Source organism: Flavobacterium sp. 28YEA47A, from assembly GCF_041262125.1.
In the GTDB taxonomy this organism is placed as follows: Bacteria; Bacteroidota; Bacteroidia; order Flavobacteriales; family Flavobacteriaceae; genus Flavobacterium.
In genome coordinates, this window is sequence record NZ_JBGCCI010000007.1 from 22,100 (window position 1) to 38,397 (window position 16,298).

The window sequence follows — 16,298 nt, forward strand, 5'->3', positions numbered from 1 at the left end:
TTCGGGGGATGAAACTTATTTATAAGATTTACTCCCCCTTTTTTTTGCTATTCCTGTTAGCAGGGATTGTCTCTTGTAGTAAACCAAAAAAAGAATTTATACTTCGTGATGCTTTAGATAAAGAGAAGAGTGCTTTATTGGAAAATTATAAAGATAAGGCGGAACAATTCATGAACGCTAAAATATATGATAGCGCTTTTACGTATTATAATAAATCCCTTGAATTACAGATTGAAGCGAAAGATACTTTGGGTGAAGGGCATTCTCTGATAAAAATGGGGCAAATACACTTTGAGGAGGGTGATGCTCCTACTTGTGAAGATAACGTAACACAAGGATTAGCTCTTTTAGAGAATCTACAGCCTAAAGAGTTTCATAATAAAAAAGATAGCTTGGATCGTCAAGACTTAAAAGAAAAATATTTAAGTCAGGCTTATAATCTTTTGGGCAAGTGTTACAGAAGTCTTTTGAATCCTGAACGGGCCATAGAATTTTATGATAAGGCGAAAAATGTTGCCAAAGATTCATTGGCATTATGCACTCTTGAGAATAATAAGGCAAGTGTTTACATTGAAAATCAGGATTATGAAAAAGCATATCAAATACTCAGTAATTTAATGACTTCTGATGTAGTTTTAAATGATGCAGAAACAAAAGCCCGTGTATTAAACAATTTAGGTAATGTAGCTGATATTCTGAAAAAACCAGAGGCTTTGAGTTATTTAGAATCTTCGTTAAATATAAGACGTGCTAATAATTTGCCAATTGCATCCAATTATATCCAGCTAGCAAAATTTTATGAAAATAAAAAAAATAATAATGAAGCGGCTTTGTATGCTCAAAAAGCTTACGAGTTTGCAGGAAGCCTTAAAGATACAGATAAGCGTTTAGAAGCTTTGAAGATACTTATTTATGTATCTGCTAAAAAAGAAGCGGCAGCACTAAAGTATATCGAAATTAATGACAGTATTAATAAAGTACGGCGAAGAAACATAACTGGATTCGCAAGTTTGAAATACGATTCTAAAAATGCAGAAGCAAAAAATTTAAAACTCAGTGCAGAAAATGCGCAAGCTGAATCAGACAAATTATTGCTTGGAATAATAGGAGTCTCGATTCTGATTATTTCCGGTTTCGTAATTTATATATTGCGACAAAGACATAAAAAGGCAAAAATTATGGAGGTGCATAATACAGAAACACGTATTTCGAAAAAAATCCATGATGAGCTGGCAAATGATGTATTCAATGTCATGTCGTATGCAGAATCGTCTGATACACCTTACCCTGAACAACGAAAACTTATTCAGGATCTGGACTCTATTTACCAAAAGACACGTGATATTTCAAGAGAAAACAATACTATCGATACTGGTGAAAATTTTGGTAACGTACTCCGTGAAATGCTAACGGATTATAAGACAGCAACGATTAATTTAATGAACATAAATTTTGACAGCATTGATTGGAACCAAGTCTCTGAGCATAAAAAAATAACAGTCTACAGGGTACTTCAAGAATTGATGGTCAATATGAAAAAACACAGCCATGCTGATGTTGTGGTTATAAAATTCGCTATTAAAAATAAAAAAATCACAATACAATATACGGATAACGGGAAAGGGCTGGGCAAAGATGCCCTAATTTCTAAAAATGGACTGCAAAATGCGGTTTCCCGCATTTCTGCCATTGACGGTACGCTTATATTTGATACTTCAATGGGCGGGCTCAAAGTAACTTGTACTTTTCCTGCATAATTATAAGACTTTATGTTTAAAAAAATAATTGTAGCTGAAGATATTGATAGTATCAGCCAGGGCTTAAAGACACTATTAGAAAAACTTGATGGAGTAGAAGTTGTCTATACGAAGTATTGTGATGAAACATTCCTGAAAATTAAAAAGGCACAGAATGATAATGAGCCTTTTGAACTTTTAATTACCGATCTTTCTTTTAAGAGCAGCCATATGGATGTAAATCTTACATCAGGGGAGCAGCTTATCGGGCAGCTTAAAAAAGAAAATTTCGATATTGTAATAATCGTCTATTCCATTGACGAAAGAGGCTATAGCATAAGGTATCTTTTAGATGATGTAGGGATTGACGGATATGTGTCTAAAGGCAGAGAAAGTACACGAGATTTACTAAAGGCGATAAAAGCAACCTATGATGGTGAACAGTATATTTCACCTCACTTGATTCATTTAAAAAAACCTTCATCGGTAACAGATATTGACCAGTTTGATTTGGAAATTATCCAGCTTCTGGCTAAAGGACTAAATCAGATTGAGATTGTTGAAGACTTTAAACGCAAGGGCAAAAAAGCATCAAGCATTAGCAGTATCGAAAAACGCATTATAAAAATGAAAGCTTCGCTTAAAGCAAAAAATACTACGCATCTTATAAGTTTAGCAAAAGATATGGGGTTGCTCTAAAGTCCATTAAATATTCATTTTGAGTATAAAATGCTTTTTATTCTAACGATTAAGGATTCCCTTAAATTATCTTTTCAAATAAGGAATAAGTTTGCTGAAATCTAAACCTTATTACATTATGGAATATAAAGTTGTGCCTTTTATAGCTTCAATAGATCCTAAAAAAGAAAACACCGGTCACGTTGCCGAACAGCTACAGGCAACTATCAGAAGTCATGTCGATTTAGGCTGGGAATACGTAGGACTGGAAAGTGTAACCACATACGTGCAACCTGAGTATGGTTGCTTTGGTCTAGGTGCTAAACCAGGTTTTACTACCGCAAACCAAATGGTTGTGTTTAAACGATGAGGTATCTGTTACTTGCGGCCATCCGAATTTATTGGCTGATACCCAAAAGCAAACGACGCACTTGCCTTTTTAAAAAATCCTGCTCTCATTTTGTGTTTGAAGCAGCGGCGAATCATGGAACAGTAGCCGGACTAAAAGCATTGCATTACAGATTTAAGACCTGCAGATATGGTGCTGTTGTTTACATTAATCCATCTTCTGGTAAAGCAGAAATGATTTTAGCCAATAAGGATATTATAACCCATGATAAAATTTCGGATAGGCTATTGTTTAACTGCCAACATCCCTATCCCTAAAAGCTTTACCCAATAATTGAAAGAGACCGGCTATATGCCGGTCTTATTTTTTTGGATTTTTTTAGAAAATAAGGATTCCCTTAAAATTAAGTTTTTCAGACACAGTAGGTTTGGATAAAATTTAAAAGCAATATCATATTAAGATGTTGCAATGTCAAATTAGAAATTTTTACAAACAAACTAAACTGTTTTCAGATATGGACTTTAAAGATCAAATAAAATCACTGGGTGAAAGAGTCAGCAAACTCAAAGCTCAGGTTAATACAGAAGAAGCTACGAAAAATGCTTTTATAATGCCTTTTATAAAGGAACTTGGCTATGATGTTTTTAATCCGTTTGAAGTAACTCCCGAGTTGGTTGCGGACATCGGGATAAAACAGGGAGAAAAAATAGATTACGCCATTATGCAGAATGGCGAACCTATAATACTCATTGAATGTAAACACCATGCAGCTCCGTTAAATGTGAACAATGCTTCACAATTGTTTCGGTATTTCCACACAACAAAAGCCAAGTTCTCTATCCTGACAAACGGTATAGAATATAAATTTTATACGGATCTGGTTGAAACGAATAAAATGGATGAAAAGCCCTTTTTCTCGTTTGACATTACAGACATAAAAGAGAACCAGATTGAGGAGCTGAAGAAATTCCATAAAGCATATTACGATTTTGAAAATATTGTAAATACAGCCAGCGACCTGAAATATACCAATGAACTGAAAAAACTGATCCATTCAGAATTTACCAATCCGGGTGGTGATTTTGTAAAGCATTTTGCCCGTCAGGTCTATCCGAGCGTCATAACTGCAAAGGTGTTGGAGCAATTCACCAATCTTGTAAAGACTTCTCTGAACCAGTATATAAGCGACATGATAACCGAAAGGTTAAAATCTGCGCTTACTAAAGAAAATCAGGTAATAAAAGAACAGGATGCCGCCTTAGCAACAGAAACGGAAGTAGAATCTAATCAGGCTGTTACCACTCAGGAAGAATTAGAAGGCTTTATGATTGTAAAAACCATTCTCAGACAGAAAGTAGCTTTAAGTCGCATCGTCTATCGGGATGCACTTTCCTATTTTGCCGTACTGCTTGACGATAATAACCGTAAAACATTGTGTAGGCTATACTTTAATGGAAACAAGAAGTATATGGTAACATTAGATGAGCAGCGCAAGGAAGTACGGCATGACCTATCGTCACTAGACGATATTTTTAATTATTCTGATACGCTCTTAGAAGTATTAGCGAACTATGAAAAAGTAAAATAAAAAGTAACCTAAAACAATCTTAATTATGGAAAAGTATTATGTAAATGACAAAGCACAGTCTAACGGAGACCATGAAGTGCACAAAAGTGGCTGCAATTATATGCCAAGTAGTAGAACATATCTAGGAGAATATTCTTCTTGCGATAATGCTGTTAAAGAAGCCAAGAAAAAATATACAAAGGTTAATGGCTGTTATTATTGCTGTAAAGCCTGCCATACAACTTAATTATGGGATTGCGGTTTCGAAAAAGGGTAAACTTTGGAGGTGGATTTGGACTTAATATAAGCAGTAGTGGCGTTTCATCCAGTTTACGGACTAAATACGGGACGATCGGTAACAAACGAATCTCTGTAAACACTGGCATTAAAGGCGTAACCTATTCAAATAGGCTCCGTAAATCTAATGCGAGTGGTTGTGTCGTTGTTTTTTTAATAACCTTTTTGATTGTAGTATCATGCAGGTAAATAGTATAAAAAATATTTGTGCAGCCTGTAGCATACTATTGCTGTTAGCCTGTCTTCCGTTACCGATTGGATATTATACTTTTTTGAGAATTATTGTATTTATTTCGGTACTACTCATACTCGCTTATGACCGAAATATCGATATTAAATGGAAGATAGCATTGCTGATAATCGGTCTTATTTTTAATCCGATATTCCCAATATACTTATATGAAAAAATATTTTGGATACCTGTTGATCTGTTATCCTCAGCACTTTTTTTATGGATTTTTAAACAAAAATATTTCACTAAAACAATAAAAATGGAAGAAAAAATACTCGAAAAAACAGAAGAAAAAGAAGGCATTACCTATCATGCCTACGGATTTAAGTCAGCGCAGAATGCTAATTCAAGACATCAGGCCGTTGGATTCTTTTTAGATAATGTATACGAAAGATTTATCGAAGAGATGAAACTAGATGCAAAAGGTATTAAAAGCAGGATAGAGAAGTTAAAAGCCGAAGTACTGCAAAGCAAGGCAAAAAAGAATGAAACCCAAGCCGAAATTACTACATACGAAAGCCTTAAGCAGGAAAAGAGCAAGCAGATTGAGGATTTGGAGCTTGAAAGGATAGATATTAAAAATGGTGATGGAGAAACTGGCGACACCATTCCTTTTGTAATTGGGACCTTTATAACAATACTGCTTACGTTTTACTTATTTACATTCTATTCTTCTTCAGGTTATGCCGCACTTTATGGGGTTAAAGAAGGTAAGATCAGTTGGATTTCCAATCCGTTTGCAGAAATAAGTGGGGGTTCTATAGCTATTGTAATCTTATTCCCGGTAATATTCTTAGGATTAGGTTTTTTGATTCATGATGCACTGGAAAAGAATAAAAAGTTAGTGGCTCAAAATAAGCCTAAAAAATTCCTGACTATTGGTCTGTTATTATTTATAACACTAATAGCCGATGCTTTTATTGGATATAAAATTTCACAGGGTGTTCACAATAATGAGTTTAATACAGGTCTGACCCAAGAACAATGGCATTTCAAGATGATATTTACGGATATAAACTTTTATATTGTTTTACTGCTTGGCTTTGTAGTCTATGTCATCTGGGGCTTCCTTCTGAATTTTGTATTAAGCCATCCTTATGTAAAAACAGAAAATGAAAAAATTAAAATACTATTGGAAAACATAGATAAAAAGATTGAAGAAAGACGGGCAGAACTAACTGAAATTGTAGCCAGAATTAATAGTCTTTCTAATCAGATGATGACCTTAGATGATGAAATTTCGGGTAAGCAAAATGATATTATCGGTTATGAAAATGGTGTAATCCCGGTTAGTATTCCTTCTTTGAAAGCGGCCATTGGTGAATTTATGGGTGGGTGGGGTGCCTATACACATGGTTTTTTTGGAGCTAAAGCTCACGACATCTTAAAAGAGACCGAACAGACTAAAGAAGAATGGCAAGAGAATAAAATTCTAAACATTAAGACCGAGTATAGCAGTGGAAAATTTTAAGAAAAAAAAGAAAAAAGATAGGAAGCCTTTGTTTATACTGTTTGCTTTCTTCGCTGTTTTTGTGTTGTTTATTTATCTTATTTCAAGGCCAAGTCCGGAAGAAGATGCCAAAAGGGAATTGCTTGCGGCATATAGAAAAGATGATGTAAAGCAAGTATGGGAAAAATACAAGATAGGATTACATGATAACGAAAGTTTTTTGCTCGCCATACGTACAAAGCTCAATACTTTAGCACTTAGTGATGCAGAAATTAAAGATTGTCTAAGCTGGCTTCCTCCAGCTCCTGAAAGTTTGAATATTATTGTAGTTCCGGATTTGTCTAATAGAATAGATAAAATTCCCGGCCAAATAGATAGTGATAAAAAAACGATGGAAGCCATTTGGAATGCATTTGAATCAACCTGTAAGTTGAAAAAAGACTCTCATGATAGATTGATAGTTGATGTTACGGATAAACATCAGGCAGGAGGTGAATTTGAAAAAATTGCCAATAATCTGAGATTTGATCTTTCTAATCATAAAGGAAAAACGAATAGGCTCTATTTTACACAGCAACTATCAAATCAATATAAGCAAGCTGTTAATACAATGTATGCTTCTGCAAAAGGAAAAGAACTAGGAGCAGATTACTATCGATACTTTCGGCAATATTTAGAATCTAATTTAAAGAAGCCGAATTTCTTTACTAAATATAAAAATAAAGTAATTATCCTTACTGATGGATATATAGAGCCGCAGGATGAGAAAGCGTATACAAAACTTTATGGTTATGAGAAAATACTATATCCTGTAGCAAAAAAAGGAGACTTAAAAGATATGATTAATAAAATTAATAAATATGATCTTAATATTCCATCCGTAAATATAGATTTATCAGATACTGAAATACTTGTTTGTGAAGTAACTGAGAGAAAACCAGGTGAAGGTAAAGATTCTTTGATACTAGAAGCTTATTGGAAAGATTGGCTTAATAGGATGGCTGCAAAAAAGGTATTGTTTTACGAACGTCAAAAAGCCTCAGCAGCCACAATTGAAACAATCAAAAAATTTATCTCTTCATCATAGTTTTCCAGATAAGACTTAATCTATTTAAGGATGAAAAATATTCTAGATTATTTTTCTTTATTGTTGCTCTTTGCTTTTTTAAGTTGTGATAATTCCAAGCAGGAAAAATCTCCTAATGATCGCAGGGTATATGTTTGTGAAAGTGCAATGTCATATAAATACCACCTGAATCCGGAATGTCCGGGTCTTAAACAATGCGCACATGATATTTCTGAAACATGGGAATCGTCTGCAAAAAAAGAAGGACGAATGTTTTGCGGACGAGAAACGGACTACAGTGCGTATGAGTAATTTTTTTTCCTATATTTAATTTCCTAAAACCTACCACAATGAAAACAACACTACTCACATTATTTCTTTGCATTGCTTGTTTAACAGCAAAAGCGCAGACTGCCAAAGAATTAATCGGCAAATGGCAACTCGTACGGTATCTGCATAACGGACAGGAAAAAGACATTAAAGATTTCTTTAAGACAGATCAGGTGTATCAGGTGTTTTATGAAAACGGCAAATTTGAAAGCCTTATCGGTGATGAAGTACACAAAGGAAAGTGGAAAATATCAAAAGACAATCAATACCTGACGCTTACCTCAACGCTGATTCCGGTAAAACTCCATATCGATCTTTTTAAGGATGGAAAACGTATTACGTCTTATGAATCCATATGGACGTTTGAGCACAAAAAAATAAATGATTGATATTACTTCATCAGGCTATACCATATAGCCAAAGCACCCATATTAATCGTTTTTATTTTCTGCATCGTATCTCCTTCCTGCAACATTAAGGACACTTTTTCACGTATAATACTAATGGCAGTATACATTCGGTTGTATACTGCTTTTTCGTCAATGTTCAGCAGCTTTGCTGTTTCCTCAGTAGACAAATCATCTTTCCATCGGTGGTTAAAAACCTTTTGGGTCAGCTCTGGCAGTGTAGCAATGATTTCATCAATCAGGGTATAGATTTCCTTTTCTTCTATTTCTTCTGAAATATGGCTATAAATCAAGGTTCGGGAAAGCTGGTCGAGTTCGTCTCCTATGCTTGAGAATATTTTTCGGGTCATATTGGCGCGGATATAATCCAGTACCCTATAAGTAAAAAAATGCAACAGATAATTCTTTGCATTCCCTTCCGCATTCGTTTTTATCTGTATGGGATTCAGCCAAAACTGAGCCCAGAATTCCTGGGTGATTTCTTCCGTAATTTCTTCACTGCCTACACGATTATAGGCCCATCGATAAAGCAATGCCGCATAACGATTGTAAAATTCATAAAAAGCCGCCTCGTCTTTATTCGTAATCCTGTCGATAAGGATTTGATCTGGAGTTTTCATAGGGTTGTTTTCTACATATTTTGTAGATGCTGAATAAGAAGAACACCGCAAATGTATCATAAAAATATACCTCTCAATTTGACAAAAAAACACTTAACATATTAGTAATGTTTTCATAACGGATATCGCCAAGAAATCGGGAACAATGATTACGATTATCTATATAAGAACAAAACAATATGAACAAGAAGCTGAATAAAGAAGAACAAGAGAAAAAAAAGCTGATTTGGTTTTTGTGGTTGCATGATTATTTCCACAGATATTATAACGGACAGGCATCTGAAAAAGAAATCCAGAGTATTAAGAATTGGAATCCTGAAAAATCAGAAAACACTCCATTTGAAGCTTCCGAAAGCCAGATAAAAAATGGTGTTGAAAAAGTCTGGGAATCCTTATCATCACAATACGGGTTCGGCAATCCGGAACGTCGGCCGATAAAAGTTTTCAGATTGCAAAAACTAATGCCTTATGCGGCGGCTGTCATTGTTATGCTGATGACTTCTGTTGCGGCCTATCAATACAACACCTATGGGACATTCCAAAGTCTAGGGTGTTTATTCTCAAAAGAGATGGTATACCAGACAGACAAAGGAGAAGTAAAAAAGTTTACACTACCGGATGGCTCTTTTATTACGCTAAACGGAAATACCACTCTGGCTTTTGTAAAAAATGAATTTAACGACACCAAAAGAGAAATCTGGCTTGAAAACGGAGAAGCATTTTTTGAAGTAACTAAAAATCCACAGAAGCGTTTTATCGTGCATTCTCAAGATGCTGATGTCGTGGTGAAAGGAACTTCTTTTAGCGTAACAGCCTATAAAGAATTGCATAAAAGCAGCGTAGCAGTCAGAACGGGCAGGGTTGAGGTGTTAAGAGACAACCGAAAAATCTGCGTATTGGTTCCTTCACAAAAAGTAGTTATCGATAAAAAGAAAAATGCGGTCAGCTTATCGGAAATAGAAACTTCAGCAATTGCTACATGGCGACAAGGAAACCTGACACTCAATCATTCTGATGCGGATGAATTAATCCTAAGAATGGAACAGCATTTTGATATTGAAATCATAACACAGCCTGACTTGCTGAAAGACATGAGCTTTAGTGCTTCTTTTGAAAAAGAAACTTCCCTAAACAATGCGCTCGATATTATTTCAGACATCTACGGCATACACTATACCATTAAAAACAATACAGTAACCCTTTACAAATAATTACAACAACTTCAACAACAGCACTAACGAACATTATGAAAAATTGGTTCCTATTTAAAACAATACTACTTTTAATTTTTACGCAATCTCTCTATGCCCAGCAGGATATTTCATTTCCTGAAGAAACTCTGGAATCACGAATCATACGTATAGAAAAATTAGGCAACATCAGCATTGCCTTTGACCATAAACAAACCGGAACAGTAAAAGTCCCGGCCTATTCAGCAAAAAACCAAACTTGGGAAAAAGCGTTGGAAACCTCTCTTTCAGGTACTTCTTTTATACTTAAGAAAAATGGCAGCTCGTATGCTATTGTCCCAAAACCGACTACTGTGAAAAAAATCGGAGCCGTAAAAGGAAAAATAGTCGATGAATTCGGCCTTGCCTTAGCGGGAGCGAATGTGGCACTTGAAGGAGCAAAGGCAGGCGCACAAGCTGATAGTAATGGAAATTTTTCATTGTCGTTAGAAGAAGGCATCAACAATCTGGAAGTAAGCTATATTTCCTATCAGACAAAACGTATTACAGGAGTTGTAGTAAAAGCTGGTGAGGTGACAGACCTGAATGTTGTCTTGAAACCGGACGCATTAGGATTGGATGAAGTGGTAATTACGGTAGACTATAATGATGCTTCTGCCCAGGGATTGCTCATGCAGCAAAAAAGAGCCCCACAGATGAGCGACGGTATTTCTTCTGAACAGATTGCAAAAACGCCCGATAGCGATGTAGGTGCTACCCTGAAAAGAATTACCGGAATTACGACAATTGACAACAAATATGTAGTAGTGCGTTCTATGGGAGAGCGCTGGAATACTGCCGCAATGGACGGTATCAATCTGCCAAGTACAGAAGCCTATAACCAAAACTTTTCGTTTGATATTATTCCTACGGCTATGGTAGAAAGCGTAGTAGTAAGCAAGTCGGCTACACCTGATATGAATGCCAGTTTTGCGGGAGGTTATGTGGAAGTAAGGACAAAAGACATTCCGGAAAAGGATTTTTTCTCTTTCAGCTGGGGAAGTTCCTATAATACCGAATCTACTTTTAAAGATTTTTTGTCCAGGCAAAGAGGTGAATCCGATTATTTTGGCTTTGACGACGGCACAAGAGATTTTCCAAAAGGTCTTATTTCTACTACCTGGAATAATCCGGTGTTTTTTGAACAATCCAAACGTTTTACAAACGATAATTTCACCACCTATAGTTCAAAGGCCGATCCGGGTTCTAGTTTTCAGCTAGCGATGGGGCGAAGCTTTAAGATGAAGAATAATAACAAATGGGGTTTTGCAGCAGCAGCTACTTTAAGAAATGAGCAGACAAAACTGGATATTGAACATACCGGAAGGGGAAACTGGCTCGATAATACAGCTTTAGTGGGTAATTGGAAGGAAACAGGCGTAGCACCTGTAGAATTTTTCAGCTTTCGAAATAAAGGAGCATCATACACCTATACTTCCACATTGGCGGGAATGTTTAATACGGGATTACAGCTGGGTAATAATCGCCTGTCGTTTCGTAATTCCTATACGCATCTTTATGATAATACACTTACGAGGATTACAGGATGGAATGAATATACAGGAGGTAGTGGAATGGCAGCAGCAGCAGAAGGTGCTTACAACTATTTTTATCATGGAATTGTTCCGGACAATGACGACAGAAACATTCCCGGTTTAGATAGACCGTATACAGATAATGTCAATTATCCGGTGTATCAAACATTGATACAGAATAAGCTTGAAGGAAGCCACAAAATTGGAGGGTTAGAGCTTAACTGGTTTGCAGCGAGGACTAGTGTGGCTTCAGACACCAAAGACTTGACACAGAACATAACCTATTATAGTTTTATAGGAAGGGAAATCATGGAATACCACCAGATATATAATTCCGGAAATAATTTTACAAGAGCCTACATAGAGAACAGAGAAACTGACTACAATTATGGAGGATCTTTAAAGTGGAATCTGGATATTGGAGATTTTAAAAATGATATCAAGGTAGGGTATGCAGGTACTCTGAAAAGTAATACTAACCAACAGGAAAAGTTTTTCCTAAGAGTAGATGAAAATAGGGATGTACCCAATAGTGAAAGAAACTCCTTAGCCATTTTTGGCCCGCTCAGTGATTGGTTTGACGGCTCAAAATATGTACCGGGCGGTATCGGGTGGCAGACGATGCCAATCTATAAAGACTCAAAATATGAAGGTGAAGTAAAACAGCATGCACCTTATTTTATGTTTGACAATCGCTGGACAAATAAACTGAGGCTGGTATGGGGTATGAGGGCGGAGTATTTTAAATATACGCTGATTTCTCAACAGCTGGATCCTGCCGACTCAAGAAATTTATTAAAAGAGCCTATCCATGATAAGGCATGGCAGTTTATGCCCTCAGTTAACTTTACTTACAGTCCTATAAGTAGTATGAATCTAAGATTAGCCTATAACAAGACTGTAATCCGCCCTCAGTTTAATGAAAGGACTGGACTTCCGTATATCGATCCGGTAGCCAATGCGATGATCTATAATACTGAAATGACATCTTCCGTAATCAATAATTACGATTTTAAATTTGAGTGGTTTCCCAACTTAGGTGAAATATTGTCGGCGGGAGTATATTACAAAAATATTGACCAACCGATAGAGCGTGAGGGTTACATTTCTAACGAAGGAAACCTATACCTCTATAATGGGAATTCAAAAAATGCAAAACTGGTAGGATTTGAAATGGAGCTAAGAAAGAATCTAGGCTTTATCAACAATAGCACTTTCCTTAACAGCCTTTTCATAAGTGGAAATTTTACCTATAACAAAACACAAGTTACTGCTTACAAAAACAGATACGAGACAGGTGATACCTATAAGGTAGACAGACCATTGTATGGACAGACGCCTTATGCCTATAATTTGGGATTGGTTTATGAAGGAGATAGGTTAGGAGCCAGCTTTTTATACAATGCCAAAGGTGACCAATACATAACCGTAGGCTATTCTTATAATGCCGAAGAAATACAACGTCCTTATGCGGTTGCAGATGCTCAGATTGCCTATAAGTTTTTAAAAAACAAAAATCTTGAGATAAAATTTCATGTCAAAAATCTTTTTGACCGCGTGAAGGAATACTATAACAATTACAATTCCTATTCGGTTACCCGTGGGGTAGGTAGTGAATATGCAACGGAAAGAGAAAATCTGGCGCTTTTGCCAGGTGCGACCAGCAAATATGACAAAGATATTGATAAGATTATTTTTCGTGCCCGTACAGGAAGGACTTTCGGGATAAGCGTTAACCTAATTTTTTAAACGGCCTGCCTATGAAATAAACCCAAAAACAACGCGACACCATAATTTAAAAATAAAATCCAATTCCTGCCTTTACTCGGCTCAGGCAAAGAATTGCAAAAGATAACAGAAGCGGAGAAACTACAACACTTAACAATACAAAAATGAAAAATTTATTACTATTAGCAGCCTTATTGGTTACCACTGTTTTTTACGGACAACTTCCGGTATGGGTCAATTCTTTTGACTCTCCAGACGATATGGTAGGATGGACATTCCATGACCTGAATGAAAATGGGAACAAATGGGTTCAGGGTCAGAATATTTACCATAACGGAACTTCTCTTGTCTATGGTACATCAGGAGTACTGCGTTTTTCTATCAGTAATGTACCAACCGGAAATGCAACCGGTTTTGCTACAGAAAATGATTGGGTAATTTCTCCGGAAATTGATTTGACATCCGCTTCAGGAACGATTACGCTTGCAGCTTATATAGGCAGGCAAAGGACGACACATTTAACCTTAGGTAGATTTTTGTATATATATACCAGTACACCAGAAAAACAAGTGCCTGATTTGTCCGATTTTCAGGCAATGGCTTTAGATGAAGCAGGAGAGCAGATAGCTTATCCCTATTTGATAGTTGCAGGTGAAGGAGTAAATCGCCCGTTTCCAAGTGATTTGACACAATTTGTTGAAAGCCTTGTAAATATTTCTGCATTTGCCGGAAAAAAGATTTACATAGGTTTATGGTCAAACCGAATTAGTTCAGGACCGACTTCCGGTCAAAATGTACAAAATATTAATATTGATGAAATAGGTATCTACGCAACAGCATTGGGCACAAAAGATATTGAGAAAGGCTTGAATGCAACCAAAATATTGCAGAATCCTGCAATGTCAGAATTGGTGTTGGAACTTAATCCGTCACTTTCAGCTGAACAGACAACAGTTAAAGTGTATAATATGATGGGACAAGAGATTATGGCTGCGCCTTTCAATACACGTACAGATGTTTCATCCTTATCTAGCGGCACCTATCTAATTACGATTACTGACGGCACTACTGTTGAGAAGCTTAAGTTTATCAAGAAATAATTAAGTACTCAAAAAATCCCGCAACTATGTCTGGTTGCGGGAAATAAAATACAATCCATATTGATTATGAAAAAAACAATAGTATTTATAATAGGGCTACTTATTTTGACTGCTTGTGAAGCAGAACTTACCAATTCTATTGACGCAGCTCAAAAACCAGCTCGAGTAAAGATAAAAGGATATTCCAGTCCGGATGCCGTACAGCTGAGGTTCAACGGAGAACCGGTTTTGATAAACCAGCAGGGAAGTTACAGAGGAAATATAGAAACTACTCTGGAATTTGTTTTAGACAAAGGAGAAAAAGATTATCTGGGCATTTATAATAATGAAACTGGAAACGAATTGGCAAACTATGAAATTACATACTACAATAGTGACCAATACAAGGAATTGTACTTTTTTAACCTGCCTGGTATTTTTCTAAAGACCTATGCAGTAAAACCTACAGTAAATATCGGGAGGGTAGGCTTTGTGTTCCTTTTTCCAAATCTTGGAGAGTTTTCAGGCTCTGAACTGCAAACAGTAAAGGGCGTGCTAAAAAGAGAAAATGGAACAGTACTGGCAGAATTTCCAAACATAGGAAAGGAAAACTTTTCTGAACTCAAAATCTATAGTTTCTTTAGTAATACCGCTCCCGTATTTTTAGAATTGTATAAACCGGGAACAACAGAATCCTACACAGGTTCTACACCAATACGAGTACAAATTATTCAAACTGTTGGAGCCAATATGATTGTATTGCAGGAAAAATTAGAAAACGGCAATCTGGTAGTCAAAGGCGATATAGATATTGCAGATTATCTTTAATCTGCCACAAAGGCAACATAAAACAAAATAATTGTGGCAGCCAATAGCTGCTCAAAAAGTCTACACATGATAAAGATAGATGCCAAAGACCATGAGCAATTGGTAGAGGCTTATGGCAGATACAAAGAATACCATAATTTATATGGAGCCATAACTATTACTGAAGAGCAAGATCAGGAAATCAGAAATAAAGCATCAGAACTTCAGGGAACCTACGATTATTATAAAATATTGATACATGAACTGGAACGATGCATTGGTAGCTATCATATAGCCAGAAATTCTTTAAAATCAAAAATATATTCACCAGCCAGAAAAATGAGTACCATAAAGAAAAACCAGAAATAGTTTTTTCGACTTGTTGTTTGTAACCCGATATCCGTATCGGGTTTTTTACGTTGCTGTTTTATGGGAAGCAGAGAATTTTTTTTAAATAAATCATAAATCATAAATCATAAATCATAAATCATAAATCATAAATCATATTTCTTAATTTCTAACGCCCACCCAATTTCTATCCAAATCACTATAAGGATAAATATTTATCATTTTCAACATATTTACAAAACCTTTATGCCCAAACATCTCTACTGTAGCCAATTCTTCTTCAAAAATTTCTTGGCATAGAAGTAAATGATGTTTTTGTTTTCCAATTTTGAACTCTTTGTAAACGTCAAAAATGATGTATTTGTTTCCGCCATTATCGTCTTTTAACTGACATATTTCAAAAGGATTAAAATCCTTTTTTGATGCTACACCGGCAATCTGAGTAAAAGTATCACAAATACGTCTTTCAATTCGGTTGAATTCTGTCGGTGGTTCCTGTTCTGGATTGTTATAAGCCTGTTTTGTAAAAGCGATTAATTCATACGTGCCTTTTTTATTCTTAGGGCCTTTTCCGTCAGGGTTAATTAATTGCATCGTTGTAAATCCGGTACCGGATATATGATTTGGAAAATAATACATATCAACAGCTCCAACAGTCATGTCGCCAATAGTTCCGAATGGGATTATTGAAAGCCCAATATTTTCAGCCGAAACTCCTAGAATAGATTCTATTGATTTTAGCTTTTGATTATGATATTCAACGTATTGCTCATCTGTAAAGTTTTGTTCTTCTTTCATTTTTTGTTTGAATGTTTTATATGGTTTTTGAGCTGTCGGTAT

General features: G+C 35.8%; 17 protein-coding genes and 1 pseudogene. 16 read left to right on the forward strand and 2 right to left on the reverse strand.

The window, feature by feature from the left end:
• The first annotated feature begins 8 nt into the window (after positions 1-8).
• The 11 genes and pseudogenes from ABH942_RS11100 (at position 9) to ABH942_RS11150 (ending at position 8,094) form a co-directional block, all read left to right on the forward strand.
• Positions 9-1,757 carry a hypothetical protein gene (locus ABH942_RS11100; RefSeq protein WP_370031964.1) on the forward strand — a complete coding sequence of 583 codons (1,749 nt, stop codon included), beginning with the start codon at positions 9-11 and terminating at the stop codon, positions 1,755-1,757.
• Positions 1,758-1,769: 12 nt separating this feature from the next.
• The gene (locus ABH942_RS11105; protein ID WP_370031966.1) at positions 1,770-2,435 is read left to right on the forward strand and encodes a response regulator; all 666 of its coding nucleotides are present in this window, start codon (positions 1,770-1,772) and stop codon (positions 2,433-2,435) included.
• Between the two features lie 118 nt (positions 2,436-2,553).
• Complete coding sequence (locus ABH942_RS11110) at positions 2,554-2,784, forward strand: hypothetical protein (RefSeq protein ID WP_370031968.1); 231 nt, start codon at positions 2,554-2,556, stop codon at positions 2,782-2,784.
• Entirely contained in the window at positions 2,781-3,080 is a 300-nt protein-coding gene (yidD, locus tag ABH942_RS11115) for a membrane protein insertion efficiency factor YidD (RefSeq protein WP_370031970.1), read from the forward strand. Before ABH942_RS11110 ends, yidD begins: the two co-directional genes overlap by 4 nt.
• A gap of 197 nt (positions 3,081-3,277) precedes the next feature.
• Entirely contained in the window at positions 3,278-4,351 is a 1,074-nt protein-coding gene (locus ABH942_RS11120) for a type I restriction endonuclease (RefSeq protein WP_370031972.1), read from the forward strand.
• A gap of 25 nt (positions 4,352-4,376) precedes the next feature.
• Complete coding sequence (locus tag ABH942_RS11125; protein ID WP_370031974.1) at positions 4,377-4,577, forward strand: hypothetical protein; 201 nt, start codon at positions 4,377-4,379, stop codon at positions 4,575-4,577.
• A gap of 229 nt (positions 4,578-4,806) precedes the next feature.
• Positions 4,807-5,070: pseudogene (locus ABH942_RS11130) on the forward strand (DUF6804 family protein); the annotation flags it as partial.
• 48 nt (positions 5,071-5,118) lie between these two features.
• The gene (locus tag ABH942_RS11135) at positions 5,119-6,330 is read left to right on the forward strand and encodes a hypothetical protein (protein ID WP_370032350.1); all 1,212 of its coding nucleotides are present in this window, start codon (positions 5,119-5,121) and stop codon (positions 6,328-6,330) included.
• Positions 6,317-7,396 (forward strand): hypothetical protein, encoded by a 1,080-nt coding sequence (locus ABH942_RS11140; protein ID WP_370031976.1) that lies wholly within the window; start codon positions 6,317-6,319, stop codon positions 7,394-7,396. The genes ABH942_RS11135 and ABH942_RS11140 overlap by 14 nt, the downstream gene beginning before the upstream one ends.
• A 30-nt stretch (positions 7,397-7,426) precedes the next feature.
• Positions 7,427-7,687, forward strand: a complete 261-nt coding sequence (locus ABH942_RS11145; RefSeq protein WP_370031977.1) for a hypothetical protein — start codon at positions 7,427-7,429, stop codon at positions 7,685-7,687.
• Between the two features lie 38 nt (positions 7,688-7,725).
• Entirely contained in the window at positions 7,726-8,094 is a 369-nt protein-coding gene (locus ABH942_RS11150) for a hypothetical protein (protein ID WP_370031979.1), read from the forward strand.
• A 2-nt stretch (positions 8,095-8,096) separates the two neighbouring features.
• On the opposite strand, the gene ABH942_RS11155 is transcribed toward ABH942_RS11150, so the two are convergent.
• On the reverse strand, positions 8,097-8,732 hold the full coding sequence (locus ABH942_RS11155) for an RNA polymerase sigma factor (protein ID WP_370031981.1): 636 nt from the start codon (positions 8,730-8,732) through the stop codon (positions 8,097-8,099).
• Positions 8,733-8,911: 179 nt separating this feature from the next.
• On the opposite strand from ABH942_RS11155, the gene ABH942_RS11160 reads away from it, so the two are divergent.
• From ABH942_RS11160 to ABH942_RS11180, 5 genes are all read left to right on the forward strand, one after another.
• Positions 8,912-9,943 (forward strand): FecR family protein, encoded by a 1,032-nt coding sequence (locus tag ABH942_RS11160; RefSeq protein WP_370031983.1) that lies wholly within the window; start codon positions 8,912-8,914, stop codon positions 9,941-9,943.
• A 35-nt stretch (positions 9,944-9,978) separates the two neighbouring features.
• Positions 9,979-13,245 carry a TonB-dependent receptor domain-containing protein gene (locus ABH942_RS11165; RefSeq protein ID WP_370031985.1) on the forward strand — a complete coding sequence of 1,089 codons (3,267 nt, stop codon included), beginning with the start codon at positions 9,979-9,981 and terminating at the stop codon, positions 13,243-13,245.
• 143 nt (positions 13,246-13,388) lie between these two features.
• Positions 13,389-14,324 carry a T9SS type A sorting domain-containing protein gene (locus ABH942_RS11170; protein WP_370031987.1) on the forward strand — a complete coding sequence of 312 codons (936 nt, stop codon included), beginning with the start codon at positions 13,389-13,391 and terminating at the stop codon, positions 14,322-14,324.
• A 66-nt stretch (positions 14,325-14,390) separates the two neighbouring features.
• Positions 14,391-15,131, forward strand: a complete 741-nt coding sequence (locus ABH942_RS11175) for a hypothetical protein (RefSeq protein ID WP_370031989.1) — start codon at positions 14,391-14,393, stop codon at positions 15,129-15,131.
• Positions 15,132-15,197: 66 nt separating this feature from the next.
• Positions 15,198-15,479, forward strand: coding sequence for a hypothetical protein (locus ABH942_RS11180; protein WP_370031991.1), 282 nt, complete (start codon positions 15,198-15,200; stop codon positions 15,477-15,479).
• A 141-nt stretch (positions 15,480-15,620) separates the two neighbouring features.
• Here the strand turns inward: ABH942_RS11180 and ABH942_RS11185 are convergent, their stop codons facing one another.
• Positions 15,621-16,256, reverse strand: coding sequence for a hypothetical protein (locus tag ABH942_RS11185; RefSeq protein ID WP_370031993.1), 636 nt, complete (start codon positions 16,254-16,256; stop codon positions 15,621-15,623).
• Positions 16,257-16,298 lie beyond the last annotated feature (42 nt).

Excerpts from the sequence above, each read along its gene's own strand:
- ABH942_RS11150 (WP_370031979.1), top strand. The coding sequence starts at position 7,726 with ATGAAAACAACACTACTCACATTATTTCTTTGCATTGCTTGTTTAACA.
- ABH942_RS11155 (WP_370031981.1), bottom strand. The coding sequence starts at position 8,732 with ATGAAAACTCCAGATCAAATCCTTATCGACAGGATTACGAATAAAGAC.
- ABH942_RS11160 (WP_370031983.1), top strand. The coding sequence starts at position 8,912 with ATGAACAAGAAGCTGAATAAAGAAGAACAAGAGAAAAAAAAGCTGATT.
- ABH942_RS11125 (WP_370031974.1), top strand. The coding sequence starts at position 4,377 with ATGGAAAAGTATTATGTAAATGACAAAGCACAGTCTAACGGAGACCAT.
- ABH942_RS11105 (WP_370031966.1), top strand. The coding sequence starts at position 1,770 with ATGTTTAAAAAAATAATTGTAGCTGAAGATATTGATAGTATCAGCCAG.
- ABH942_RS11100 (WP_370031964.1), top strand. The coding sequence starts at position 9 with ATGAAACTTATTTATAAGATTTACTCCCCCTTTTTTTTGCTATTCCTG.
- ABH942_RS11185 (WP_370031993.1), bottom strand. The coding sequence starts at position 16,256 with ATGAAAGAAGAACAAAACTTTACAGATGAGCAATACGTTGAATATCAT.
- ABH942_RS11180 (WP_370031991.1), top strand. The coding sequence starts at position 15,198 with ATGATAAAGATAGATGCCAAAGACCATGAGCAATTGGTAGAGGCTTAT.
- ABH942_RS11170 (WP_370031987.1), top strand. The coding sequence starts at position 13,389 with ATGAAAAATTTATTACTATTAGCAGCCTTATTGGTTACCACTGTTTTT.
- yidD (WP_370031970.1), top strand. The coding sequence starts at position 2,781 with ATGAGGTATCTGTTACTTGCGGCCATCCGAATTTATTGGCTGATACCC.
- ABH942_RS11165 (WP_370031985.1), top strand. The coding sequence starts at position 9,979 with ATGAAAAATTGGTTCCTATTTAAAACAATACTACTTTTAATTTTTACG.
- ABH942_RS11120 (WP_370031972.1), top strand. The coding sequence starts at position 3,278 with ATGGACTTTAAAGATCAAATAAAATCACTGGGTGAAAGAGTCAGCAAA.
- ABH942_RS11135 (WP_370032350.1), top strand. The coding sequence starts at position 5,119 with ATGGAAGAAAAAATACTCGAAAAAACAGAAGAAAAAGAAGGCATTACC.
- ABH942_RS11145 (WP_370031977.1), top strand. The coding sequence starts at position 7,427 with ATGAAAAATATTCTAGATTATTTTTCTTTATTGTTGCTCTTTGCTTTT.
- ABH942_RS11175 (WP_370031989.1), top strand. The coding sequence starts at position 14,391 with ATGAAAAAAACAATAGTATTTATAATAGGGCTACTTATTTTGACTGCT.
- ABH942_RS11110 (WP_370031968.1), top strand. The coding sequence starts at position 2,554 with ATGGAATATAAAGTTGTGCCTTTTATAGCTTCAATAGATCCTAAAAAA.